Source organism: Nonomuraea cypriaca (genome assembly GCF_015645445.1).
In the GTDB taxonomy this organism is placed as follows: Bacteria; Actinomycetota; Actinomycetes; order Streptosporangiales; family Streptosporangiaceae; genus Nonomuraea; species Nonomuraea cypriaca.
This window is the reverse complement of the sequence record NZ_JADOGI010000057.1, coordinates 16,815-36,799: the sequence shown is the minus strand read 5'-3', so window position 1 is coordinate 36,799 and position 19,985 is coordinate 16,815. Positions and strand designations below refer to the sequence as shown.

Annotated in this window: 24 protein-coding genes and 2 pseudogenes; 10 read left to right on the top strand and 16 right to left on the bottom strand. The window is 69.8% G+C overall.

Features of this window, described 5'->3' with window-relative positions:
- Positions 1 to 79 precede the first annotated feature (79 nt).
- Positions 80 to 574, top strand: a complete 495-nt coding sequence (locus ITP53_RS20200; protein WP_195896970.1) for an AAA family ATPase — start codon at positions 80 to 82, stop codon at positions 572 to 574.
- A gap of 27 nt (positions 575 to 601) precedes the next feature.
- Here ITP53_RS20200 and ITP53_RS20195 read toward each other — a convergent pair whose 3' ends face one another.
- From ITP53_RS20195 to ITP53_RS20180, 4 genes are read right to left on the bottom strand one after another with little or no spacing between them, the layout of a single operon-like run.
- Positions 602 to 1,075 carry a GNAT family N-acetyltransferase gene (locus tag ITP53_RS20195; protein ID WP_328815154.1) on the bottom strand — a complete coding sequence of 158 codons (474 nt, stop codon included), beginning with the start codon at positions 1,073 to 1,075 and terminating at the stop codon, positions 602 to 604.
- Between the two features lie 33 nt (positions 1,076 to 1,108).
- A complete protein-coding gene (locus ITP53_RS20190) occupies positions 1,109 to 1,324 on the bottom strand; it encodes a hypothetical protein (protein WP_195896969.1) in 216 nt (71 codons plus the stop codon).
- A 40-nt stretch (positions 1,325 to 1,364) separates the two neighbouring features.
- Positions 1,365 to 2,606 carry an MFS transporter gene (locus tag ITP53_RS20185; protein WP_195896968.1) on the bottom strand — a complete coding sequence of 414 codons (1,242 nt, stop codon included), beginning with the start codon at positions 2,604 to 2,606 and terminating at the stop codon, positions 1,365 to 1,367.
- Positions 2,603 to 3,160 (bottom strand): ArsR/SmtB family transcription factor, encoded by a 558-nt coding sequence (locus ITP53_RS20180; RefSeq protein ID WP_195896967.1) that lies wholly within the window; start codon positions 3,158 to 3,160, stop codon positions 2,603 to 2,605. The genes ITP53_RS20185 and ITP53_RS20180 overlap by 4 nt, the downstream gene beginning before the upstream one ends.
- A gap of 217 nt (positions 3,161 to 3,377) precedes the next feature.
- On the opposite strand from ITP53_RS20180, the gene ITP53_RS20175 reads away from it, so the two are divergent.
- Positions 3,378 to 4,007 (top strand): hypothetical protein, encoded by a 630-nt coding sequence (locus tag ITP53_RS20175; RefSeq protein ID WP_195896966.1) that lies wholly within the window; start codon positions 3,378 to 3,380, stop codon positions 4,005 to 4,007.
- A 127-nt stretch (positions 4,008 to 4,134) separates the two neighbouring features.
- Here the strand turns inward: ITP53_RS20175 and ITP53_RS20170 are convergent, their stop codons facing one another.
- Positions 4,135 to 4,740 carry a TetR/AcrR family transcriptional regulator gene (locus tag ITP53_RS20170; protein ID WP_195896965.1) on the bottom strand — a complete coding sequence of 202 codons (606 nt, stop codon included), beginning with the start codon at positions 4,738 to 4,740 and terminating at the stop codon, positions 4,135 to 4,137.
- Positions 4,741 to 4,888: 148 nt separating this feature from the next.
- On the opposite strand from ITP53_RS20170, the gene ITP53_RS20165 reads away from it, so the two are divergent.
- Positions 4,889 to 5,938, top strand: a complete 1,050-nt coding sequence (locus ITP53_RS20165; protein WP_195896964.1) for an aldo/keto reductase — start codon at positions 4,889 to 4,891, stop codon at positions 5,936 to 5,938.
- A gap of 28 nt (positions 5,939 to 5,966) precedes the next feature.
- On the opposite strand, the gene ITP53_RS20160 is transcribed toward ITP53_RS20165, so the two are convergent.
- The gene (locus ITP53_RS20160; RefSeq protein ID WP_195896963.1) at positions 5,967 to 6,545 is read right to left on the bottom strand and encodes a dihydrofolate reductase family protein; all 579 of its coding nucleotides are present in this window, start codon (positions 6,543 to 6,545) and stop codon (positions 5,967 to 5,969) included.
- A 229-nt stretch (positions 6,546 to 6,774) separates the two neighbouring features.
- On the opposite strand from ITP53_RS20160, the gene ITP53_RS20155 reads away from it, so the two are divergent.
- Positions 6,775 to 6,921 (top strand): hypothetical protein, encoded by a 147-nt coding sequence (locus ITP53_RS20155; protein WP_195896962.1) that lies wholly within the window; start codon positions 6,775 to 6,777, stop codon positions 6,919 to 6,921.
- Positions 6,922 to 7,134: 213 nt separating this feature from the next.
- Positions 7,135 to 8,256 (top strand): annotated as a pseudogene (locus ITP53_RS57685) (amidohydrolase family protein); the annotation flags it as partial.
- A gap of 42 nt (positions 8,257 to 8,298) precedes the next feature.
- Here ITP53_RS57685 and ITP53_RS56120 read toward each other — a convergent pair.
- From ITP53_RS56120 to ITP53_RS20140, 3 genes and pseudogenes are all read right to left on the bottom strand, one after another.
- Positions 8,299 to 8,688, bottom strand: a pseudogene (locus ITP53_RS56120) (formimidoylglutamate deiminase); the annotation flags it as partial.
- Positions 8,689 to 8,857: 169 nt separating this feature from the next.
- A complete protein-coding gene (hutU, locus tag ITP53_RS20145; RefSeq protein WP_195896960.1) occupies positions 8,858 to 10,513 on the bottom strand; it encodes a urocanate hydratase in 1,656 nt (551 codons plus the stop codon).
- A 65-nt stretch (positions 10,514 to 10,578) separates the two neighbouring features.
- Positions 10,579 to 12,018 carry a purine-cytosine permease family protein gene (locus ITP53_RS20140; protein ID WP_195896959.1) on the bottom strand — a complete coding sequence of 480 codons (1,440 nt, stop codon included), beginning with the start codon at positions 12,016 to 12,018 and terminating at the stop codon, positions 10,579 to 10,581.
- Positions 12,019 to 12,179: 161 nt separating this feature from the next.
- Here ITP53_RS20140 and hutC point away from each other — a divergent pair, with 161 nt between their 5' ends.
- The 5 genes from hutC to ITP53_RS20115 all read left to right on the top strand — a co-directional run bounded on the left by hutC (position 12,180) and on the right by ITP53_RS20115 (position 15,342).
- On the top strand, positions 12,180 to 12,935 hold the full coding sequence (gene hutC, locus ITP53_RS20135; RefSeq protein ID WP_195896958.1) for a histidine utilization repressor: 756 nt from the start codon (positions 12,180 to 12,182) through the stop codon (positions 12,933 to 12,935).
- Positions 12,936 to 13,355: 420 nt separating this feature from the next.
- Positions 13,356 to 13,826, top strand: coding sequence for a CBS domain-containing protein (locus ITP53_RS20130; RefSeq protein ID WP_195896957.1), 471 nt, complete (start codon positions 13,356 to 13,358; stop codon positions 13,824 to 13,826).
- Between the two features lie 10 nt (positions 13,827 to 13,836).
- On the top strand, positions 13,837 to 14,481 hold the full coding sequence (locus tag ITP53_RS20125; RefSeq protein WP_207756177.1) for a phosphoheptose isomerase family protein: 645 nt from the start codon (positions 13,837 to 13,839) through the stop codon (positions 14,479 to 14,481).
- Complete coding sequence (locus ITP53_RS20120) at positions 14,471 to 14,692, top strand: HypC/HybG/HupF family hydrogenase formation chaperone (RefSeq protein WP_328815146.1); 222 nt, start codon at positions 14,471 to 14,473, stop codon at positions 14,690 to 14,692. The genes ITP53_RS20125 and ITP53_RS20120 overlap by 11 nt, the downstream gene beginning before the upstream one ends.
- A complete protein-coding gene (locus tag ITP53_RS20115) occupies positions 14,692 to 15,342 on the top strand; it encodes a D-sedoheptulose-7-phosphate isomerase (protein ID WP_195896956.1) in 651 nt (216 codons plus the stop codon). Before ITP53_RS20120 ends, ITP53_RS20115 begins: the two co-directional genes overlap by 1 nt.
- On the opposite strand, the gene hypE is transcribed toward ITP53_RS20115, so the two are convergent.
- Genes hypE through ITP53_RS20085 form a run of 7 tightly spaced genes read right to left on the bottom strand, consistent with a single transcriptional unit; the run spans position 15,271 to position 19,984 of the window.
- Entirely contained in the window at positions 15,271 to 16,344 is a 1,074-nt protein-coding gene (gene hypE / locus ITP53_RS20110; protein ID WP_195896955.1) for a hydrogenase expression/formation protein HypE, read from the bottom strand. The genes ITP53_RS20115 and hypE overlap by 72 nt on opposite strands.
- Positions 16,341 to 17,495, bottom strand: a complete 1,155-nt coding sequence (hypD, locus tag ITP53_RS20105; RefSeq protein ID WP_195896954.1) for a hydrogenase formation protein HypD — start codon at positions 17,493 to 17,495, stop codon at positions 16,341 to 16,343. The genes hypE and hypD overlap by 4 nt, the downstream gene beginning before the upstream one ends.
- A gap of 9 nt (positions 17,496 to 17,504) precedes the next feature.
- Positions 17,505 to 17,777: a HypC/HybG/HupF family hydrogenase formation chaperone gene (locus ITP53_RS57680; protein ID WP_195896953.1), complete on the bottom strand. Its 273-nt coding sequence runs from the start codon at positions 17,775 to 17,777 to the stop codon at positions 17,505 to 17,507.
- Positions 17,755 to 18,120 (bottom strand): hydrogenase maturation nickel metallochaperone HypA/HybF, encoded by a 366-nt coding sequence (locus tag ITP53_RS20095; protein WP_195896952.1) that lies wholly within the window; start codon positions 18,118 to 18,120, stop codon positions 17,755 to 17,757. The genes ITP53_RS57680 and ITP53_RS20095 overlap by 23 nt, the downstream gene beginning before the upstream one ends.
- A gap of 6 nt (positions 18,121 to 18,126) precedes the next feature.
- The gene (locus ITP53_RS61130) at positions 18,127 to 18,234 is read right to left on the bottom strand and encodes a DUF6893 family small protein (RefSeq protein ID WP_407941267.1); all 108 of its coding nucleotides are present in this window, start codon (positions 18,232 to 18,234) and stop codon (positions 18,127 to 18,129) included.
- 11 nt (positions 18,235 to 18,245) lie between these two features.
- Positions 18,246 to 19,061: a hydrogenase maturation protease gene (locus ITP53_RS20090; RefSeq protein WP_207756175.1), complete on the bottom strand. Its 816-nt coding sequence runs from the start codon at positions 19,059 to 19,061 to the stop codon at positions 18,246 to 18,248.
- Positions 19,058 to 19,984 (bottom strand): hypothetical protein, encoded by a 927-nt coding sequence (locus ITP53_RS20085; RefSeq protein WP_195896951.1) that lies wholly within the window; start codon positions 19,982 to 19,984, stop codon positions 19,058 to 19,060. The genes ITP53_RS20090 and ITP53_RS20085 overlap by 4 nt, the downstream gene beginning before the upstream one ends.
- Position 19,985: the final 1 nt, after the last annotated feature.

Sequence of the window (19,985 nt, the reverse complement as noted above, 5' to 3'; positions counted from 1 at the left end):
ACGGAAACCATTTTCGTTGGGCATGACTGTTGCGGGAGCATGTCGGCGTGACCTTGCCGCGGTGTTGTGGAGGCGCCTGATGGATGCGAGCCCCGGGCCCAGACTGATCCTGCTGTGCGGGCTGCCAGGCTCCGGGAAGACGACGCTGGCCGAGCGCCTGGCGAGAGAGATTCCAGGGGTGCGTCTGTGTCCGGACGAATGGCTGGCCGATCTCGGCGTCGACCTGTTCGATGAGGAAACGCGCGACCGGCTTGAGAGGCGGTTCTGGGAGCATGCCCAGGATCTCTTGAGGCTTGGGCTGTGCGTGATCCTGGAGTATGGGTTCTGGGCGCGTTCTGAGCGGGATGAGAAGCGTTTGGGAGCGCGCGCACTCGGCGTTCCCGTCGAACTGCACTACCTTGCCACGCCGATCGATGAGCTGCGCCGCCGCCTCGACGCCCGTAATGGGGAGGGGCGGCTGGGGACGGTCCCGGTCAGCCGCGAGTTGCTTGAGGAGTACGTGAAGCTCTTCCAGGCCCCCGACGATGACGAGCTCGGTCTTTACGACGAACCGCCGCCGGACCGACGTGGATGACCGAGTGCTTGCGCGTGGATCATCGGGTCAGGAGGTACGTTCCCAGCGGACTTCGCCGTCGTGCCATTGATCGGTGGGGCGCAGGCCGGCCGAACTCGCGACGGCGGCCGAGGCCGCGTGGCCGGGGCGGATGTGCGCGATGATCGTGTCGATTCCCTGCTCCATGAGCCGGCTGACGAGGGCCTTGGCGGACTCGGTGGCCAGACCGCGGCCCTGCCAGGGCGTACCGATGACCCACGCGATCTCCGCGGTTCTTTCGTCCGCCGTAGCCTGCACATAGCCGACCAGACGCTCCTCCTCTCGCGACCGGATCACCCAGTTGCGCCAGGCGGGCCACCCGGCTACCAACCGCTCGTATCGAAGGCGCAGCTCCTCCACGGTGAGAGGGGCGCCTCCGGTGAACGTGTGCAGGTCAGGGTCGGAGAGTACGGCGGCCATCTCGTCGGCGTACTCGCTGCGCAGGGGGAGGAGGACGAGGCGAGGGGTCTCGATGGTGTCCACTCGGCCACCATAGTGAGGCTCCGCTCACGCCGGTCACCAGGCCTGGATCCAGGTGTCCTGTTCGCCGGGCACGATCTGGGTGTTACCGGATTCGAGGTCGAGGCGCAGCAGCTGGAAGCGGGCACCGCCACACGGCGGCAGCCCGGCCAGCGGCGACCTGTCCATCTCCTCCGCCTGACGGTCGACGCCGACCAGCACATGGCGGCCGGTCGGGGCGAGCGCCAGCGACTCGATGTGACCGCAGTCCAACCGCGCGCCGCCAAGATCAGCAATCCGACCGGCCCGCAACTCATCGGCCTGACGAGGACTTCCAGGAGGCCTTCCGCTGGACCCGCGAGGCCGGAGTCGAGCTGGTCGTCAGGGTCAGTGCGCAGCCGATCAGGATCCCTCCCGCTGCGATCATCAGCCATCGGTAGTCGACGACGGCGACGAGCGCGGCGCCGGCCGCGATGGAGGCCATCTGCGGCAGGGTGGTGGCGACGTTGGCGGCCGCGGCGGCGCGTCCCTGCAGCCTGGAGGGCGTGAGTCGCTGGCGCGTGGTCACCATCGCGACCATCAGCCAAGGGATCGCGACGCCGGCTGCGAACAGCGCCGTCACCGCGACGGGAAGCAGCGGAACGCCGGCCAGGTCGGCGGCCATCGCCACACCCGCAGCGCCGAGCAGCGCGAGCGCGGTCGCGACCATCACCGCCGGCCCCAGGCGACGCAGCACCAGGGCAGCCGTCAGACCGCCCAGTACGCTGCCGGCTCCCTGGATGCCCATCAGCACCCCGAAGAACGCCGCCTCCATCCCCAGACCCTTGTCAACGAGCTCGAACAGGGCCGAGTCGAAGAAGCCGACGACGCCGAAGGCCGCCGCGCTCACCATCACCATGCGCCACAGCAGCGGGACGCTTCGCAAATGGGCCAGGCCGGCGGCCGTCTCCTGCCACCAGGTGTGCTCCGGCCGGCGGGGTTCCGGCGCGGACTCGCGTACCCGGACCATCAGCAGCACGAGCGCTGTGAGCACCAGGCAGACGGCCACCCCGATGGCGAGCGCGCTGCCTCCCCAGGCGACATACAGGGCGCTTCCCACGACCGGGGAAAGGACGCGTAGTCCCTGGTCGATGGTGGTCAGCAGGCCGTTGGCCGTGTCGAGGTGCCGGACGGGCAGCATGTCCCGGACCAGGCCGGTCTGGGCGGCGGAGTTGACGAGGCCCAGTGTGCCGTACGCGAATGCCACGCCGTACAGCAGCCATAACTGCCCGGCCGTCTGCACGGTCAGCAGCGTCGTGGCGACCAGAGCACCGGCGAGGTTCGCCCAGACCAGCAGGGGTTTGCGGTTGACTCTGTCGGCGAGCAGGCCGATGAGCGGGAAGAGCACCACCGGGGCGGCCAGCGCGAGGAAGATCAGGCTGGCGGCGCTGCTGCTGCCCGAGAGGTCCTTGGCCCATACTCCCAGCGTGAGATAGAGCGCGCTGTCGGCGAGGCTGCCGATCGTCCACGCGCCCAGCAGTCGCCGGAACGGCGGGCTGGCTAGTGCGCCCCTCACCGATGGTCCGTGCTCGGCAGGAGATAGGTGTTGTGGAACAGCCGGACAGGACGACCGTCTGCCGGGCGCGAGTCCGGTTCCTGCCAGCGTTCGGTGTACGGGCTGATCAGTTGGGCGATGGTCTCTCCGAGGTGTTCGGCCTCCTCAGGCGTCAGCCAGAGGGTGGCGCCGCCGCTCGCCAGCCTGCCTTTCCACGCCTCCGGCACCGCTGCCGTGGCCGCGGCCTTCATCCGTGAATACTCCCAGTCCAGGAAGACCTGGCTCAACGCGGACGCTGCCGACCTGCCGTCCTCCTCCGGCTGCTCGGAGTCCCAGGACTGCTCGATATCGATGAGCCGCCAGGGCCGGTCGCGCCCTGTCCGGCCCGGCACGCGTTCGATGTATCCGAACTTCGCCAGAACCCGCAGGTGGAAGGAGCAATTTGACGGGCTCTCGTCGACGAGCTCGCCCAGCCGGGTGGCTGTCGCGGCGCCTTCGATGGTCAGCAGTTCGAGGAGCTGGATGCGCAAGGGGTGGGCGAGCGCCCGCATCGCTTTCGGGTCCTTGATCTTCACTCAGCGAATCTATACTCGAAACAACTCTTTCGCAATAACTCTTTCGCTTACCCGTCACCTCCGCATCCGTGCCGGAGCAGCGAGAAACCACTCTTCGAGTACGGACGATTTCCCTTGGTGACATCATGGGATCCCTGACACCGAAGGGAAGGAAAGGCGATGCCACGATGGACACACCAGGACTGCCTCGCCTCGTAGACGACCGGCGGAAACGGGCATGCTGACCGGAGTCGCTTCCCGCGAACTACCGCAGCCGTCTCGCCGGCGCAGGCCGGGACTCGCCGCGCTGGCCGTGCTACTCGTCCTCGGTGGTGCCCTGGCCACGACCCTGCTGGTGATGCGCGCCGACGAACGCATCTCCGTCATCCGCGTCACGCAGCGGATCGGCGCCGGCCAACCCTTCGACCGCGGCGCCCTGCAGGAGGCGCGCATCGCCGACGACGGGGGCTCCTACTGGGCCTGGTCACAGCGGGACCAGGTCGCCGCGACCGTCGCCACCGTCACGGTCCTGCCGGGGACGTTGCTCGCCGGACCCATGGCCGCCGCGGGCGGCAACGGGGTGGTCACCGGGCAGGCCGTCAAGGTGGGACTGGCACTCAAACCCGGCCAGACGCCGTATGACCTGCAGCGCGGAGACCACGTCCAGATCATCCACGTGCCGGTGCGCGGGCGTGGGCCGGAAGAACCTGTACTCCTCGCGGAGGAGGCTGTGGTCGACAGCGTGAGCTACACATCCGGGTCGGCCCGCCAGGCCACGGTCATCATCGACAGCGCCGTCGCCCCTATGGTCGCGGCCCACGCGGTCAGCGGCGAAATCGCTGTGGCCGTCGTGCGCACACAACCCTGACGCCTGGGCCTGGACCGAATTCGGGCCAGGCGTTCGGGCAGGGTGCCGATCGGCGTGGCGTCGTGCGCTTGGACCGCTCGTTCGACGTGGTGGCGGGTTCGTCGCGACGCGTCCGAGTGAGCCCGGATCACGGCGCGGACCGCTCCGTGTCCCGGCGCCATCCGTCCGCGCGGGTGAGACCGTCCATCAGCAGATCGAGCAGCCGTTCGGCCTGCGGGCGCTGGTGGGCGGCCCCGGCTACGAGGGTGACGCCCGCCAGGGCCATGAGGATGTCGGATGAGGGCACGTCCTCCCGGATCATCCCCTGTGCCGTCCCGGCGCGATGGAACTCTTCGATCGCGCCGGTCAGTTGCTCGCGCGTCTCGGAGCTCAGCTGCTCGTCGCTTTGCAGGAGGGTCTTGAGAGTGTCGGCCATACCGTGCTTGGCGGCGAGGTAGTCCAGCACCTGGGACATCCAGGCCCGCAGAGCCAGGTCGGCGGGCAGCTCGCCGAGGAGGTGCGAAGTTCGGGCGGCGAGCCGGGCCGTCTCGTAGCGGTAGGTGGCGTCGACGAGCTGCTCGCGGGTCGGGAAGCGTCGGTACAGGGTGGCGATCCCGACGCCCGCATCCTTTGCGATCTGCTTCAGGGTCGCCGCGGCGCCGTCCCGGGCGAAGGCCAGGGCGGCCGCGGCGAGCAGTTTGTCCTCGTTGGCCCGTGCGTCGGCTCGGAGCGATCGACCGGACCGATCAGGCATGCGGTTCTTCCTCTCGACTTGCCATGCGGAGTCGGCTCCGTTTAGTGTGACGGCTAACCGGACCCGGATCCGCTTATCTGGAGACGGTAGCAGATGGCTGTCGACCGTTCCATCAGAGCACCTCGACCACGGAAGGACCGCCCAAGTCATGCAGTACCGCACGCTGGGTAGTACAGGAGTCCACGTCAGCTCGCTATGCCTGGGCGCGATGATGTTCGGGAAGTGGGGAAACCCCGATCATGACGACTCGATCGGCATCATCCGCACGGCGCTCGACGCGGGCGTCAACATCATCGACACGGCCGACGTGTATTCAGGCGGCGAGTCCGAGATCATCATCGGAAAGGCGATCGCCGGACAGCGCGACGATGTCGTCCTGGCGACCAAGGTGTCGAGCCCAATGGGCGCCGGCCCCAACGAGCGCGGCGCCTCGCGGCGCTGGATCGTCCGGGCCTGCGAGGAGAGCCTGCGCCGCCTGGGCACCGATTACATCGACCTGTACCAGGTGCACCGTCCCGATCCCGCCACCGATCTCGACGAGACCTTGGGGGCGCTCTCCGATCTCGTCCGCGCAGGCAAGATCCGCTACGCGGGGTCCTCGACGTTCGCGCCCTCGACGATCGTCCAGGCGCAGTGGACCGCCGAGCGACGGCAGCGCGAGCGCTTCGTCTGCGAACAGCCGCCCTACTCCCTCTTGGTCCGGGGCGTCGAGGCCGATGTGCTGCCCACCTGCGAGGCGTACGGGATGGGGGTGCTCGCCTGGAGTCCTCTGGCCGGGGGCTGGCTGTCCGGCCGCTGGCACCGCGACGCGGCCAGCCTGTCCAGCCACCGTACGCGGACGATGCCCTTCCGCCAAACGTCCGCCCACTACGACCTGGACGTACCAGGCAACCAGGCCAAGCTCGACGCCGCCACCGAACTCGCCGGCATCGCCGACGAAGCGGGCCTGACACTCATCCAGCTCGCGCTGGCGTTCGTCACCACGCACCCGGTGGTCTCGGCGGCGATCATCGGCCCGCGCACCGCTGAGCACCTGCGCGACCAGCTGAGCGCCGCGGACATCGTCCTGGAACCCGCAGTGCTGGACCGCATCGACAGCATCGTGGCGCCTGGCACCAACCTCAACCCCGACGACGCGGGCTACGGCGCGGCCGTCCTGGCCGACCCGATGCGTCGTCGCCGCGCCGTCGTCCGGTGAATGTGCGAGGCAGCGAACGTCAAGGGCGTCAGGGCTTCAGGACGCGGTAGCGCAGGTGGGTCACGGACTCGGTTCCCGCGACGGCTCTCCCCTCCGGGATCAGCTCGGCCCGCTCCCCGGCGAACAGCGGCGTGCCCGCCCCCATCAGAAGGGGGACGATGTGGAGCCATACCTCGTCGAGCAGGCCCGCCCTGAGTAACTGCCGGGCGACGTCCGCACCCAGCACCAGGACGTCCTTGTCCCCGGCGGCATCCTTGGCACGTCGGACCGCGGCCTCCAGCCCATCGAAGGCGAACGTCCCGCCGTTGTCGCCGAGGAGGTCCTCCCTGGTCCGGTGGGTGACCACGAAGCTCGGGACTCCGGGCCATGGTGTGCCGCCCCACGGGACCACGCCGAGGTCGAAGGTACTCCGTCCGATGACGGCGGCTCCTACCGCCGCGTCCACCTGCCGGCGGATGTCGAGGTCGACCCCGCCGTCCGGCCCTTTCCCCGCCATCCACTCGTGCAGCCGTTCGCCGCCGTCCCCCATAGGCTCCTCCTTCCGGACGTTCGGTCCCGCCGTGAACCCGTCCAGGGACATCGACACATCCAGCACTACCTTGCTCATCGCGAGCCTTCCTTCGATCCACCGGAGCCGCCATCCGGCGCCGTCACGAGAAGGTCGGAGCCGATCCGACCGTCTCGACACCGCGACGGAAAAGATCAGTGGGAATGAACTCGAACGTGAATCCCGAAGGCATGCTCGCTCGCCTGCACGCCAAGGACCTGCGGGTCTGCGTGTGGATCAATCCCTACATCGGCCAGCGCTCACCGCTGTTCGCCGAGGCCGCCGGCGTGTGTATCCGGGACCGGACGGCGAGACCACCCTCACGGTCACCGACCACGCCTCCGGCGAGCCCACACGGTTCACCGTCACCCGCTCCGGCGGCGAGGTCTCGGTCTCCTCCTCCCTCGTCTCCGGATGGACTCACGAACTCGCCTGACGTCGTCTATCCCGGTCTCCCTTTGTCCTGCGGTCGGCTGCGTTGCCGGTTCGCGGGTCAGGGAGTGAGGAGAGTCTTGATGGCGCGGCGTTCGTCCATGGCCTTGTACCCTTCTGCCGCCTGGTCCAGGGGCAGGGTCAGGTGATCGTCGACGTCCGGCCGGACATCCGCGTCGCCGGCGCCGGCGTGATCGACGCGCGTGGGCGCATCGTCATGCCGGGCTTCGTCGACACGCACCACCACCAGTTCGAGACGGCGCTGCGCTCGTTCCTCGCCAACGGCATTCTCTTCGACGACGGCTCGGGCTCCCCCAGCGCCGATCCCAACTACGCCGGACACATCCTGCAGAAGTTCACGCCGCAGTACCGGACGCAGGACGTCCACATCAACGTGTTGTTCGCCGGGCTCTCACAGCTCGACGCCGGTGTCACCACGGTGCACGACACGTCGCAGATCCCCCATTCGCCGCAGCACACCGATGCCGCGATCCAGGCGCTCATCGACACCGGCCGGCGTTCGGTGCTCCAATACGCCGAGGGCGACGGCCGCGCGGAGTCCCGGTACCCGGAAGACGCCCGGCGCGTCAGGGACCAGTGGTTCTCCTCCGATGACCAGCTGGTCAGCATGATCATGGGCGGCGAGCTCTACAGTGCCACCGAGGACGTGTACACCCGGGCCTGGAAGCTCGGCCGCGAACTGGGTCTGAAGATCTCCGCGCACGCCGTCTCCGGATCGAAGGTCCGGCCCATCCTCGACGACCTCGCCCGCGGCACCGGCGGAGCCGGCAACGACCTCGGGGTGGGGCAGGACAACCTCTTCTTCCACATGACCGGCGTGTCCGACCTGGCCTGGGAACGGTTCCGTGACGCCGGCGTGCAGGTCTCGGTGGCCTTCCCGATCGAGATGGCCATGCGGCACGGCACTCCGCCCATCCTCAAGATGCAGGAACTCGGCATGGAACCGTCGCTGAGCTCCGACGTCGAGACGACGATGGCCGCGGACTCGTTCACCCTGATGCGCTCCGCGATGACCATGCAGCGCATGCTCGTCAACCAGATGATCCTGGAACAGGGTGACTTCACCCCGCCCAACGAATGGCCGAAGCCGGCCGAGGGCACGCCGGCCCTCCTCACCGTCCGCGACGTGCTGCGCTACGCGACCGTCAACGGCGCCGAGCACCTCGGGCTCGGGCGCAAGACCGGCACGCTCACCCCCGGCAAGGAGGCCGACATCGTCCTCCTCGACGCCACCGCACTCAACGTCACCCCGCTCAACAACGTCCCGGGGGCCGTCGTCTCACTGATGGACCGCAGCAACGTCGAGACGGTGATCGTCGCCGGCAAGGTCCGCAAATGGAAGGGGCGGCTGGTGGATGGCGTACGGCATGCCGCCGGGCGCGTGATGCAGGTAGTGGAACTCTCCCGCGCAGGTGATCCCCGCCAGCGCCATCTCCGCGTAGACCGCCCGCGCCAGCTCCAGGTAGGAGCCCGGGTCGAGGCGGGCGGCCACGTCGTACATGGTCTCGCGCCAGGTCCAGAACGTGCCGGAGCCACGCTGGACGAAGCCGCGCAGGGCCCGGTGGAAGGCATGCGAGTGTGCGTTGGCCAGCCCTGGCACGGTGAGCCCGCGCAGCACCTCCGCCCCGGGCGGGGGCGAGAAGACCCCCGTCCGCACCGCCGCTATCCGCTCCCCGGCCGTCTCGATCACGACCCCGGACTCGACCGCGCCGCCGGTCCAGGCGTGCTCGGCGTAGTACGTCACCGGCACGCCAGTCCCTCCAGCACCTCGCAGGCCGGCCAGAAGCGGGCGCCCTCCTCGTCGCCGAAGTTCACCACGGCGACCGGCCGGGTCCAGGCGTAGCGCCGGTACCCCCCGGGCCCGGCGTGCCGCCCGACCGGCAGCAGCTCCGCCCACATCTCCATGAACGAGCCCGGCATCAGGACTCCTGCATGGGGATGCGCACGCCGCTGTCGCGGGCGACCTCCTCGGCGCGTTCGTATCCGGCGTCCACGTGCCGGATGACGCCCATGCCCGGATCGTTGGTCAGCACGCGGTGGATCTTCTCCCCGGCCAGCGCGGTGCCGTCGGCCACGGTCACCTGCCCGGCGTGGATGGATCGGCCGATGCCGACTCCGCCGCCGTGGTGGATCGACACCCACGACGCGCCTGAGGCCACGTTCACCATCGCGTTGAGCAGCGGCCAGTCGGCGATCGCGTCGGAGCCGTCGCGCATGCCCTCGGTCTCCCGGTAAGGCGAGGCCACCGAGCCGCAGTCCAGGTGGTCACGCCCGATCACGACTGGGGCCTTGAGCTCGCCCGAGGCCACCATGGCGTTGAACCGCTCGCCGGCCCGGTCGCGCTCGCCGTATCCCAGCCAGCAGATCCGCGCGGGAAGCCCCTGGAAGTGCACCTTCTCCCCGGCCAGGCGGATCCAGCGAGCCAGCGGCTCGTTCTCTGGGAACAGGTCGAGGATCGCGCGGTCCGTGGCGGCGATGTCGGACGGGTCGCCCGACAGGGCCGCCCACCGGAACGGGCCCTTGCCCTCGCAGAACAACGGCCTGATGTAGGCGGGCACGAACCCGGGGAAGTCGAAGGCCCGCGCGTATCCGGCCAACCGGGCCTCGCCGCGGATGGAGTTGCCGTAGTCGAACACCTCCGCCCCGGCGTCCAGGAAGCCCACCATGGCCTCCACGTGCCGGGCCATCGACTCGCGGGCCCGCTGGGTGAAGCCGGCCGGGTCCTTGTCGCGCTGGGCCGCCATGTCCTCGAAGGCGATGCCGAGCGGCAGGTAGAACAGCGGGTCGTGGGCGCTGGTCTGGTCGGTGACGATGTCGATGGGGGCTCCCTCGGCGAGCATCCTCGGCAGCACCTCGGCGGCGTTGCCGAGCAGGCCGATCGACAGCGGGCGGCGGGCGTCGCGGGCGTCGGCGGCGAGCCGCAGCGCATGCTCCAGATCATCGGCGCGCACGTCGAGGTACCCGTGGTCCAGGCGGCGCTGGATGCGGGACGGGTCGCACTCGACGCAGATCGCCACGCCGCCGTTCATCGTGACGGCCAGCGGCTGCGCGCCGCCCATGCCGCCGAGCCCGCCCGTGAGGGTGATCGTCCCGGCCAGCGAGCCACTGAACCTCTTGGCCGCGACCGCGGCGAATGTCTCATACGTGCCCTGCAGAATGCCCTGCGTGCCGATGTAGATCCACGAACCGGCCGTCATCTGGCCGTACATGGTGAGCCCGGCCGCCTCCAGACGGCGGAACTCCTCCCAGTTGGCCCAGTCGCCGACCAGGTTGGAGTTGGCGATGAGCACGCGCGGCGCCCACTCGTGGGTGGTCATCACGCCGACCGGCCGGCCCGACTGGACGAGCATCGTCTCGTCGGCCTTCAGCGTGCGCAGTGTGCGCACCATCGCGTCGAACGAGCGCCAGTCGCGGGCGGCGCGACCGGTGCCACCGTAGACCACCAGGTCGTCAGGATGCTCGGCGACCTCTGGGTCGAGGTTGTTCTGCAGCATCCGCAGCGCGGCCTCTTGCGGCCAGCCCAGAGCGGTCGGCTCGGTGCCGCGCGGAGCCCTGACGGGGCGTGCGCCTTCCATGATGTTCTTCCCTTCGGTCCTACGTCTGTTCAAGAAAAGCCTCAGGCCCGGGTGATCCGGACGGCTCAGGAGCTGAGCCGGCGCATGGGCGGCGTCGCCTCCGAGGGGTAGATCATGGCGGCAGGCGGGTTCGCGGCACGCCTTGCCCACGGGTAGTAGAGCGCCGCGGTCGCCGCCAAGCCGACGATCCAGGAGATGTCGGCGCCGCCGAGCAACTCGGTGATCGGCCCTGTGTAGAGCTTCTGCGCCAGGAACGGGATCTGGATCGCCACGCCGAATGCGTAGCTGACCAGCGCGGTCACGTTCCAGCGACCGTAGCGGCCGGCCGGGTCGTACAGGGCGGGGATGTCCACCCGCTCCTTGGAGACCAGGTAGTAGTCGGTCAGGTTGATCGCGCTCCACGGAGTGAACACCATGAGCAGCACCAGCACGAAGTTCTTGAAGTTGTCCAGGAAGTCGGCACTGGCCACGATCGCCACCGCGATCGACACGGCGGTGAAGCCGACGATGTACAGCGCGCGCGCCGTCGGCGAGATCCGTGACCGGCCACTGAACGCCGTCACCGTCGTCAGCACGCACATGAACCCGCCGTAGGCGTTGAGCGTGTTGACGGTCAGCTTGCCGATCACGATCACGAGGTAGACCAGCAGCGCGACCGCCGCCGGGCCGGCCAGCTCGCCGACGAACCCCACCTGGTCGCCGACGAACGCGCCACCGGAGACCGCGGCGATCAACGCGCCCAGCGTCATCGCCCACTGCGACCCGATCACGCTACCCGCGAACGTGGACCAGAACGTGGTCCGCTCGCTCGTTTCGCGCGGCAGGTACCGCGAATAGTCCGCCACGTACGGCCCGAACGTGAGCTGCCAGCCCGCGCCCAACCCCACGGCCAGCAGGAACGTCGGGGCTTCGAAGGCCTTGACCCCCACGACCGAGGCCACGTCGTACTTGGTGAACAGGGCGATCAGCAGATAGCCCAGGCCGAGCATGCCGACGACGGTCGCGATCCGCCCCACGGTGTGGATGAGCCGGTATCCGGTCACCGCCACGATCGCCGTCAGCACGCCGAAGAGCAGGATGCCGGCGGTCGCCGGGACGTGCAGGATCCGCCCGAGCGCCTGCCCGGCCAGCACGCTGCCGGTGGCGGCGAACCCGAGGTACATCAGCACGACCAGCATGAGCGGCACGACCGCGCCGAGCACGCCGAACTGCGCTCGGCTGGAGATCATCTGTGGCAGGCCGAGTCGCGGCCCCTGGGCGGAGTGCAGCGCCATGACGATGCCGCCCAGCACGTTCCCGATCAGCAGGGCCACGATGGCCCAGAGGGCGTCGGCGCCGAAGACGACGGCCAGCGCGCCGTCCACGATCGCGGTGATCTGCATGTTCGCGCCGAACCAGAGCGTGAACTGGCTGCGCGCCGAGCCGTGCCGCTCGGCGTCGGGAATCACGTCGATCGTCCGGCGCTCCACGGCTTGACCCGAACCTGGGGGTGCTTGCTGGCTCATTACGGTCCACCTCTCGCGCGTCAATGCGCCGTGGGAGAAACGGGGACGGGAGGAAATGTACAGTCCTGTATATACAACAGGCCACCCCTGGGTCTGGATAAACTTCGGGCCATGGGCCAGGAGACATCCGCCCGTCCCCAATCTCCGAGGATCGGAAGGCCATGGCGCCCATCACGGCGGTCGAGCTCGCTGTTCGGTTCCAGGAAGCCGGCCCTGCCTCCGTACCGGCCTACGAGCGGGTCAAGAACGTCATCGCCGTCGGCGTCCGCTCGGGCCGCTGGACACACGGCCAGCAACTCCCGTCCGAACACCAACTCGTCGGCGCGCTCGGCTTATCTCGCATGACGATCAACCGGGCGCTGCGGGAGCTGACCCACGAGGGCCTGATCGTGCGGCGGGCCGGCGTGGGGACGTTCGTCGCCGTGCCCAAGGCCGCCTCCGCTCTGCAGGGGGTGCGAAACATCGCCGACGACGTGCGGCTGCACGGGCACTGCCACCGCACCGAGGTCGTCCACGTACGCGAGGAGCCCTCCGAGGCGGCCGATTCGGACCTCCGGGCGGCGGCCGGGCCGACCGTGTTCCGCTCGCTCATCGTGCACTACGAGGATGACCTGCCGATCCAGCTCGAGGACCGCCTCGTCAACCCCGCCGCCGCCCCCCGCTACCTGGAGCGTGACTTCACCCGCGAGACCCCGCACGTCTACCTCAATGAGGTGGCCCCGCTCACCCGCGGCGAGCACATCGTCGAGGCGGTCCTCGCAGACGCCGCCGAGCGGCGCCTGCTGCGCATCGGCCGTCACGAACCGTGCTTGCTCATCCGCCGCCGCACATGGTCACACGACGTCCTGGTGAGCACGGCCCGCCTCCTCCACCCCGGCTCGCGCCACCGGCTCGAAGGCGGCTTCGGGGCCGGATGACGACGGCGCGTGACGGTGAGCTTCGAGATCCTTTCCTACGCCGGCACGGTCGCCATCACCCATCGAGGACCCGCGGCCCCCATGGCCGACCTGATCGCAAGCCTTCCCAGCCGCCGGCTGGAAGGCCCCGGGTTTCCTGCCCTGCCGAGATGACCTACGCCAGGGGACGGAAAGGCCGGGACCTTCGGCTCACGAAGGTGCCCAGCCACATGCTTCGGGTAGTTCTCTCCTGACGGGGACGGCCAAGCGCCTCACCACGCGTCTCCAGCCGGTGGAGGACCAACGGCAGCCACATTCGGGACTTCGTCCCCGGGCGCGGCGAGCCGGTTGCCGAGACGGTGGAGGTGAAAGGCCCGTGTGAAGGAGCGGCGCGATGGCCGGTCACCTCGGGGGGACGCGGCCACGCAGTGAGGAGGCGTCGTGAACATCGAGTCGCTGACCGCCGGGCAGGTGATGAGCCGCGTCCTGGTGGTCGTCAAGCCGGACGAGTCGCCGCTGATGGCCTGGGAGCTGATGCGCCGCGCCGATGTGCACCACCTGCCGGTCGTGGACCGCGGGCATGTGGTGGGCATCCTGACGCGCGAGCAACTCGCCGCGTCCTGGTCGGGTGGTCTCGAGGAACAATCGGGCCGCGAGGTCCGTGCCCTGCTCGGCTGCGGGCCGCGGCCACGCGTGCGGCCGGACACGCCGCTGGCACGGGTCGCGGCCGTCATGCTCGACGCCGGCTGTGACGCGGTGCCGGTGCTGTCCGGCGACGGGCTGGTCGGGATGATCACGGTTCGCGACGTGCTGTGGGCCGTCGCCGGACGCGCCGTGGACACCGAAGGTCCCGGCGAAGTGGTCACCGGGATGTTCCACCTCGAACCCGTCCTGCCCCACGAGAACGAATAGAAGCCGCGCGATGGACGCGCTGGTCGTGTACGAGTCCCGGGTGCGGTTATTGGGCAACCTTGCCGGGACTTTGCCGAACAGCTGGCGGAGAAAGCGTCACCGTCTACGTCCGGTCGCGGTGGAATGGGCGGTGTCGTGCAGCGCAGGAAGACGGGATGTCGGAGTGCTCGATGGGATCCGTGCCGACCGTGACGCCGCGGGTACGGCACTGGTGGAAGACGTCGGTGCGGTCATCGAGGCCGCGGCCGCCATGTCCCGGCGGTTCGGGCGAGCAGGCAGACTGCTGGCCTTCGGCCGGGCCGAGGCGGCCGCGGACGCGGCGCACGTGGCGGTGGAGTTCACCCACCCGGTGATCGTGGGCAAGCGGGCGCTTCCTGCACACTGCCTGGGCGCCGAGCCCTCTCTGCTATCGATACTGGGACGGCCACAGGACATAGCCGTCGGAATCCGGCCGGACAGTGGCGATCTCGCCGCCGCTCGCGAGCACGGCATGCTCACCATCGCCTTGACGGCGAACGAGGCATGCGCGGAGGCGGATCACGTGCTGTCGGCGCGCAGTGCGGATCCGCTGGTGGCGCGGGAGATCCACGTCACGATGTACCACCTGCTGTGGGAGTTGGTCCATGTGTTCCAGGAGGCCCCGCGTGTCCCGTGACATGGAGGACGGCTGCGACTCCTGTGTGACGTGCGGCGATGTCGCCGTGCGCGTGCGGATCACGGGTCTGCTGCCTGGGGGCCTCGCGCAGGCCGACACCGGCGACGGGACGGAGGAGATCAGCGTGGCGCTGGTGGAGACGCGTGTCGGCGACACGGTGCTGGTGCACGCGGGCGAGGCGATCGCCGTACTCGGCGGGGACGGCCAGTGATGGAGACGCTCTACCCGTTTCTGCGGCGCGACCCGCTCGACGTCGGCGCGTCCACTGCCGAGAAGGCTCGGGCGAGTCTGGAGTTGCGGCGGCAGGTGCTCGATGAGCTGGAGACGCCGCTGGCGACCTGCGCGGCGGCGATGGCGGCCGCCTTCCGGGGCGGTGGGCGGCTGTTCACTTTCGGCAACGGAGGCAGTAGTACGGACGCACGGTCGGTGGCGTCGCTGTTCACCGGGCGTGGCCGGCCAGCGGTGTCGCTTGCCTGCGACTCCGCGCTGGTGACGGCGCTCGGCAACGACGTCGGGTTCGACGTGGTGTTCGCTCGCCAGCTCGCCGCGCTGGGAGGAGAGGGTGACATCGCCTGCGCGTTGTCGACCAGCGGCGGCTCGGCGAACGTGCTGCGGGGCCTGGCGCAGGCCGGGAGCCAGGGAATGGTGACGATCGGCTTCGCGGGTTCCGGCGGGGGACGCATGGCCGAAGATCGGCTGGCCGAGCACCTGTTCGTCGTCCCGTCATCGTCGGTGCACCGCATCCAGGAGGCGCAGGCGACGCTCTACCACGTGCTGGCCGAGCTGGTGTCAGCAGATGCGGGGCAGGGGATCGCCCACGAGGACGTCGACCACCCGGGTGCCACCGAAGCCGGTGCGTAGCAGGACCAGCCCGGGTGGGTCGGCGGTGACGGTGCCGGTGATCGCGGCATCTGCGCCCAGCGGGTGGGAGCGCAGGATGTCGAGGGCCTGCTCGGCGTGCTCCCCGTCGATCACCACCACGAAGCGGCCCTCGCAGGCGACGTAGAGGGGGTCGAGGCCGAGCAGTTCGCAGACGCCGGTGACTTCGGGTCGTACCGGGATCTTGTCCTCCCGAAGTACGACCGCGACCTCCGATGCGCGGGCCACCTCGTTGAGCACGGTGGCCACCCCGCCCCGGGTGGCGTCTCGCAGGGTCCTGACGTGTCGCGGCAGCGCCTTCAACAGTTCGGAGACGATTCCGTGCAGCGGAGCCGTGTCGGAGGCGATCGGGGCTTCGATGTCGAAGTCGTCCCTGGCCAGCATGATGGCGGCGCCGTGCTCGCCGATCGGGCCTGACACGATGACGGCGTCCCCTGGCCGCGCCAGCGAGGCGGACAGCGTGACCGGCTGCTCGACGATCCCGACTCCGGCCGTGGTGATGTAGCAGCCGTCGGCCTTGCCGCGCTGGACGACCTTGGTGTCGCCGGTGACGACCGTGATGTTGGCCGCTGAGGCGGCGGCGGCCATCGAGTCGGTGATGCGCCGCAGGTCGGCGATGGGGAAGCCCTCCTCCAGGATGAAGCCCGCCGACAGGTGGGCCGGTCGGGCCCCGCACATGGCCAGGTCGTTCACGGTGCCGTTGACGGCCAGGTCGCCGATGTCCCCGCCGGGGAAGAACAGCGGCGAGACGACGAAGGCGTCGGTGGTGAAGGCCATGCGTTCGTTCCCGAACCGCAGGAGCGCGCCGTCGTCCAGGGGCGCGAGCAGCGGGTTGCGGAACGCCTCGAGGAAGACGGCTTCGATCAGGGTGTGGGTGGCCTTGCCTCCGGCGCCGTGCGCGAGGGTGATGCGGTCCTCCCTGACGACGGGCTTGCGTCGCCGGATGCGCTCGATGCGGTCGAGGACCTGCTGTTCGCGGCTCATGCCCGGCTCGCCTTCTCCGCGAGTGGCTCGCGGGCCGCCGCGCGCATCTGCTCGCGGCTGAATCGTCCGAAGTTGTAGTACGCGGCACAAGCTCCTTCTGAGGACACCATGCACGTGCCGATCGGGGTCTCCGGGGTGCAGGCGGTGCCGAACACCTTGCATTCCCAGGGCTTGAGCACGCCCTTGAGCACCTCGCCGCACTGGCACGACTTGGGGTCGGCGACGCGCACCCCGGGCAGCTCGAAGATCCGTTCGGCGTCGAAGGCGGCGTACTCGTCGGCCATGGCGAGCGCGGAGTGCGCGATGAACCCGAGGCCGCGCCACTCGAAGTGCGGCCGCAGCCGCATCACCCGGCCGATGGCGGACAGCGCGATCTGATTGCCGTGCCACGGCACCACGCGGGCGTACTGGTTCTCCACCTCGCAGCGGCCTTCGGCGAGCTGGCTGAGCAGCATGTGTACGGAGGTGAGGATGTCCAGCGGCTCGAACCCGGCGACCACCAGCGGCTTGCCGTACTCACGGGGGATGAACTCGTACGGCTGGCAGCCGATCACCGCCGAGACGTGGCCGGGGCCGATGAACCCGTCGAGGCGCAGGTCCGGCGAGTCGAGAATGGCTTTGATCGCTGGAATGATCATGACGTGGTTGCAGAAGACGGAGAAGTTGGTCAGACCCTCGGCCTCGGCCCGCAGCACGGTCATGGCGGTGGAGGGCGCGGTGGTCTCGAAGCCGATGGCCATGAAGACGACCCGCCGGTCCGGGTTGGCTCGGGCGATCTTGAGTGCGTCCAGCGGCGAGTAAACCATGCGGATGTCGGCCCCCGCCGCCTTGGCGTCCAGGAACGAGCCGGCCGCGCCGGGCACGCGCATCATGTCGCCGAACGAGGCCATGATCACGTCCGGCCTGCGGGCGATGTGGATGGCGTCGTCCACCCGGCCCATCGGGATCACGCAGACCGGGCAGCCCGGGCCGTGCACGAGGTTGACCTCGGGTGGCAGATGGTCTTCGAGGCCGTGCTTGTAGATGGTGTGGGTGTGGCCGCCGCACACCTCCATGAACGTGTACCGGCGCTGCGGCTCGCAGCGTTCGGCGATCCGCGCGGCGAGCGCCCGCGCCTGCCCGGCGTCGCGGTACTCATCGACGAACCGCATCGGTCCTCCTCATGCGATGTCCGAGTCGCGCAGCGCGTCGAGCTCGTCCGCGTACGGCTGCCCGAGCCCCCGCAGGTAGTCGAGCACGGCCTGCGCCTCCCGTTCGGAGATCCTCGACAGCGCGAACCCGACGTGCACCAGCACCCAGTCGCCCGCCTTGAGCCCTTCGTCGGCGAGCAGGCCGATGTTGATGCGCCGGCGCACGCCGCTGACGTCCACCATGGCCAGATCCTCATGCTCCTGGACGAAGCCGACCAGCTCACCGGGGATGCCGAGACACACGGGACACCTCCTCGCCGTAAGTGACGGACTCCAGGACCAGCTCGTCGCCGCCGCTGAGGTCGATACCCTCATCGCCACAGCGCGGGCAGGCGGCCAGCACGTCCATGGACGTGGAACGGCTGCCACAGGCTCGGCAGCCGACCGTCATCGGCGTGATGACGAGCTCCACCACGGCGTCCTGGGCGGCGGTGCCCGTGGTGGCGAGCGTGAACGCCTGCCCGAAGGCGTCGTCCACGACGGCATGCCGGACGCCGACGCGTACCCGGGCGCCCGTGACCCGCCTGCCTCCCGCCTGCTGCTCGATCAGCTCGACGAGGCCCTCGCACATCCCGATCTCGTGCATGCCGCCCTACATTCGCTCGATCTTCAGGTATCGCTGGATCTCCGGCCACTGGTGAACGACGATCGCCGTGAGCCCGCAGAGCACGAGCAGCTTCACCAGGCGCGACTTCCACATCTCACATCACCTCACCGCGGCAGCCGATCGCCGGAGCTTGGGCGGCCGCTTTCCGTAATCATGTCCATAACCAGGGACTTCACTAGATTCGTGGCCTCGTCGATCATCGCGCGCACCGGCCCGCTCAGCTCGAACAACGCCTCGTCGACCGTGGCCGGCTCGCAACAGACCACCCTCACCAGAGCCGGGACGCGGCCGAGCTGCCTGGCCAGCCGCAGGACCCGGACCGGGTCCATGCCGTGCGTCTCCACCAGCGCGCCGTCATCGTCCGGCGGCTCGGGTTCGAGCACGGTGAGCGTGCCGGGGGCGTGGCCGCGTGGCGCCGCGTCCACGAAGACCACGGCCACGTAGTCCCGTTGCAAGGCGTAGGCCAGATCCATGCCGCGGATGCCGAAGTCGACGACGTCCACGCCTGGGACCGGCGTCTGGTCGGCCAGGCGGCGGGCCACCTCGACGCCGAACCCGTCGTCTCCCAGGAAGACGTTGCCGATCCCGGCGACCAGAACACGTCCGCCGGCCGGGCGCCCGTCCCGCTCCCCGAGGGGCTCGATCTCCTCGGCGGAGTAGAAGAACCGGTGCCCGGGCAGCCGGGCCTCCCCCAGGTCGCGCCCGGGGTCGTCGTCGAGCGTGACCGCGACGTGGAAGGCGCCCTCGTCGTCCTGCTCCACGCTCTCCACGATCGCGACCCGGCCGTCGAGCACCAGGTCGAAGATGTCGGCCTGGCTTCGGGGCCGCAGCCGGACCTTGCTGCCCGGCCCGACCGGCACTCCTGCGACGAGCACCTCGGCCGGACCGCGACCGGCCATCCGGTCCCAGAAGCCGCTCATGCGAGCGGCTCCGTCTTCCGCATGAGGCCGTGCAGCCGCATCAGCTCCGCGGGCGTGAGGGCGGCGCAGCGGTCGAGGATCTCGCGGGCGCGCGGGTCCCCGTCGCGGATCTCCTGCCGCTCCTGGTCGCTGAGTGCGAGCACGCTCAGCGTGAGCAGCTGGTCGATCTCCGTCGCGTCGAACAGGTCGCCGGGGCTCTCCGGCGCGATCCGCGGGTGGTCGTAGAGAATGATCGGTGCGGACAGAACGGTGTGCCGGTCGCCGTCCGGCCCGGCGAGCACCGGCCAGGCGCCGGCGTTGTCGCACCCCGCCGCGTACGTCCGCAGCTCCGCCGGCGGATCCATGAGCGAGACGAACCGGGCGCTCGGCGCGTGCAGCACGGTGTGCGCGGAGACCAGCGTGCGCTGGAGTGCGTCGTCGCGGGTGCCTCCGTGCCAGGGCGTGGTGTTGACCACCTCGACCGTGATCCGGAACAGGTCCGGCCGCAGCCGCAGCGCGCTCGCCTCGATCCGCCCGCGCAGCTCCCGCCGGCTACGCGATACGGTCTCTTGCCGCCGCTGTCCGGCGGGAACGTCGATCTTCGTGATGACGGGGCCGCGCAGCAACTCGTCCAGGACGAGGCCCGTCACGTTCACCTCACGCTCCTCCGCCTCCTGACCGGGCGCCCGGCCGTCATCGTCGGGGAGACGGGTCACGACGTGCAGGAAGCGCACGCACACGTCGACGGTGTCGCGGGGCTCGGCCTCGAGGAGGCATTGGGTACGCATCAGCCACGGGTTGCCGTCGTGCGCTCTGCCGTAGGCCTCGGGGTGGACGCCGCCGATCGTCCAGCGATGCCGGTTCTTCAGCGACGACTCCCGGTACGGCCACAGCAGGTAGCCCTCGTACAGCACGGCTTGCGCGATCTGTCTGACGTGGTCCATC

Bases quoted from the DNA above. Each gene is read 5' to 3' on its own strand.
- ITP53_RS20200 (WP_195896970.1), top strand. From the start codon at position 80: ATGGATGCGAGCCCCGGGCCCAGACTGATCCTGCTGTGCGGGCTGCCA.
- ITP53_RS20175 (WP_195896966.1), top strand. From the start codon at position 3,378: ATGCTGACCGGAGTCGCTTCCCGCGAACTACCGCAGCCGTCTCGCCGG.
- ITP53_RS20170 (WP_195896965.1), bottom strand. From the start codon at position 4,740: ATGCCTGATCGGTCCGGTCGATCGCTCCGAGCCGACGCACGGGCCAAC.
- ITP53_RS20165 (WP_195896964.1), top strand. From the start codon at position 4,889: ATGCAGTACCGCACGCTGGGTAGTACAGGAGTCCACGTCAGCTCGCTA.
- ITP53_RS20160 (WP_195896963.1), bottom strand. From the start codon at position 6,545: ATGAGCAAGGTAGTGCTGGATGTGTCGATGTCCCTGGACGGGTTCACG.
- hutU (WP_195896960.1), bottom strand. From the start codon at position 10,513: ATGGAAGGCGCACGCCCCGTCAGGGCTCCGCGCGGCACCGAGCCGACC.
- ITP53_RS20140 (WP_195896959.1), bottom strand. From the start codon at position 12,018: ATGAGCCAGCAAGCACCCCCAGGTTCGGGTCAAGCCGTGGAGCGCCGG.
- hutC (WP_195896958.1), top strand. From the start codon at position 12,180: ATGGCGCCCATCACGGCGGTCGAGCTCGCTGTTCGGTTCCAGGAAGCC.
- ITP53_RS20125 (WP_207756177.1), top strand. From the start codon at position 13,837: ATGGACGCGCTGGTCGTGTACGAGTCCCGGGTGCGGTTATTGGGCAAC.
- ITP53_RS20115 (WP_195896956.1), top strand. From the start codon at position 14,692: ATGGAGACGCTCTACCCGTTTCTGCGGCGCGACCCGCTCGACGTCGGC.
- hypE (WP_195896955.1), bottom strand. From the start codon at position 16,344: ATGAGCCGCGAACAGCAGGTCCTCGACCGCATCGAGCGCATCCGGCGA.
- hypD (WP_195896954.1), bottom strand. From the start codon at position 17,495: ATGCGGTTCGTCGATGAGTACCGCGACGCCGGGCAGGCGCGGGCGCTC.
- ITP53_RS20095 (WP_195896952.1), bottom strand. From the start codon at position 18,120: ATGCACGAGATCGGGATGTGCGAGGGCCTCGTCGAGCTGATCGAGCAG.
- ITP53_RS61130 (WP_407941267.1), bottom strand. From the start codon at position 18,234: ATGTGGAAGTCGCGCCTGGTGAAGCTGCTCGTGCTCTGCGGGCTCACG.
- ITP53_RS20090 (WP_207756175.1), bottom strand. From the start codon at position 19,061: ATGAGCGGCTTCTGGGACCGGATGGCCGGTCGCGGTCCGGCCGAGGTG.
- ITP53_RS20085 (WP_195896951.1), bottom strand. From the start codon at position 19,984: ATGGACCACGTCAGACAGATCGCGCAAGCCGTGCTGTACGAGGGCTAC.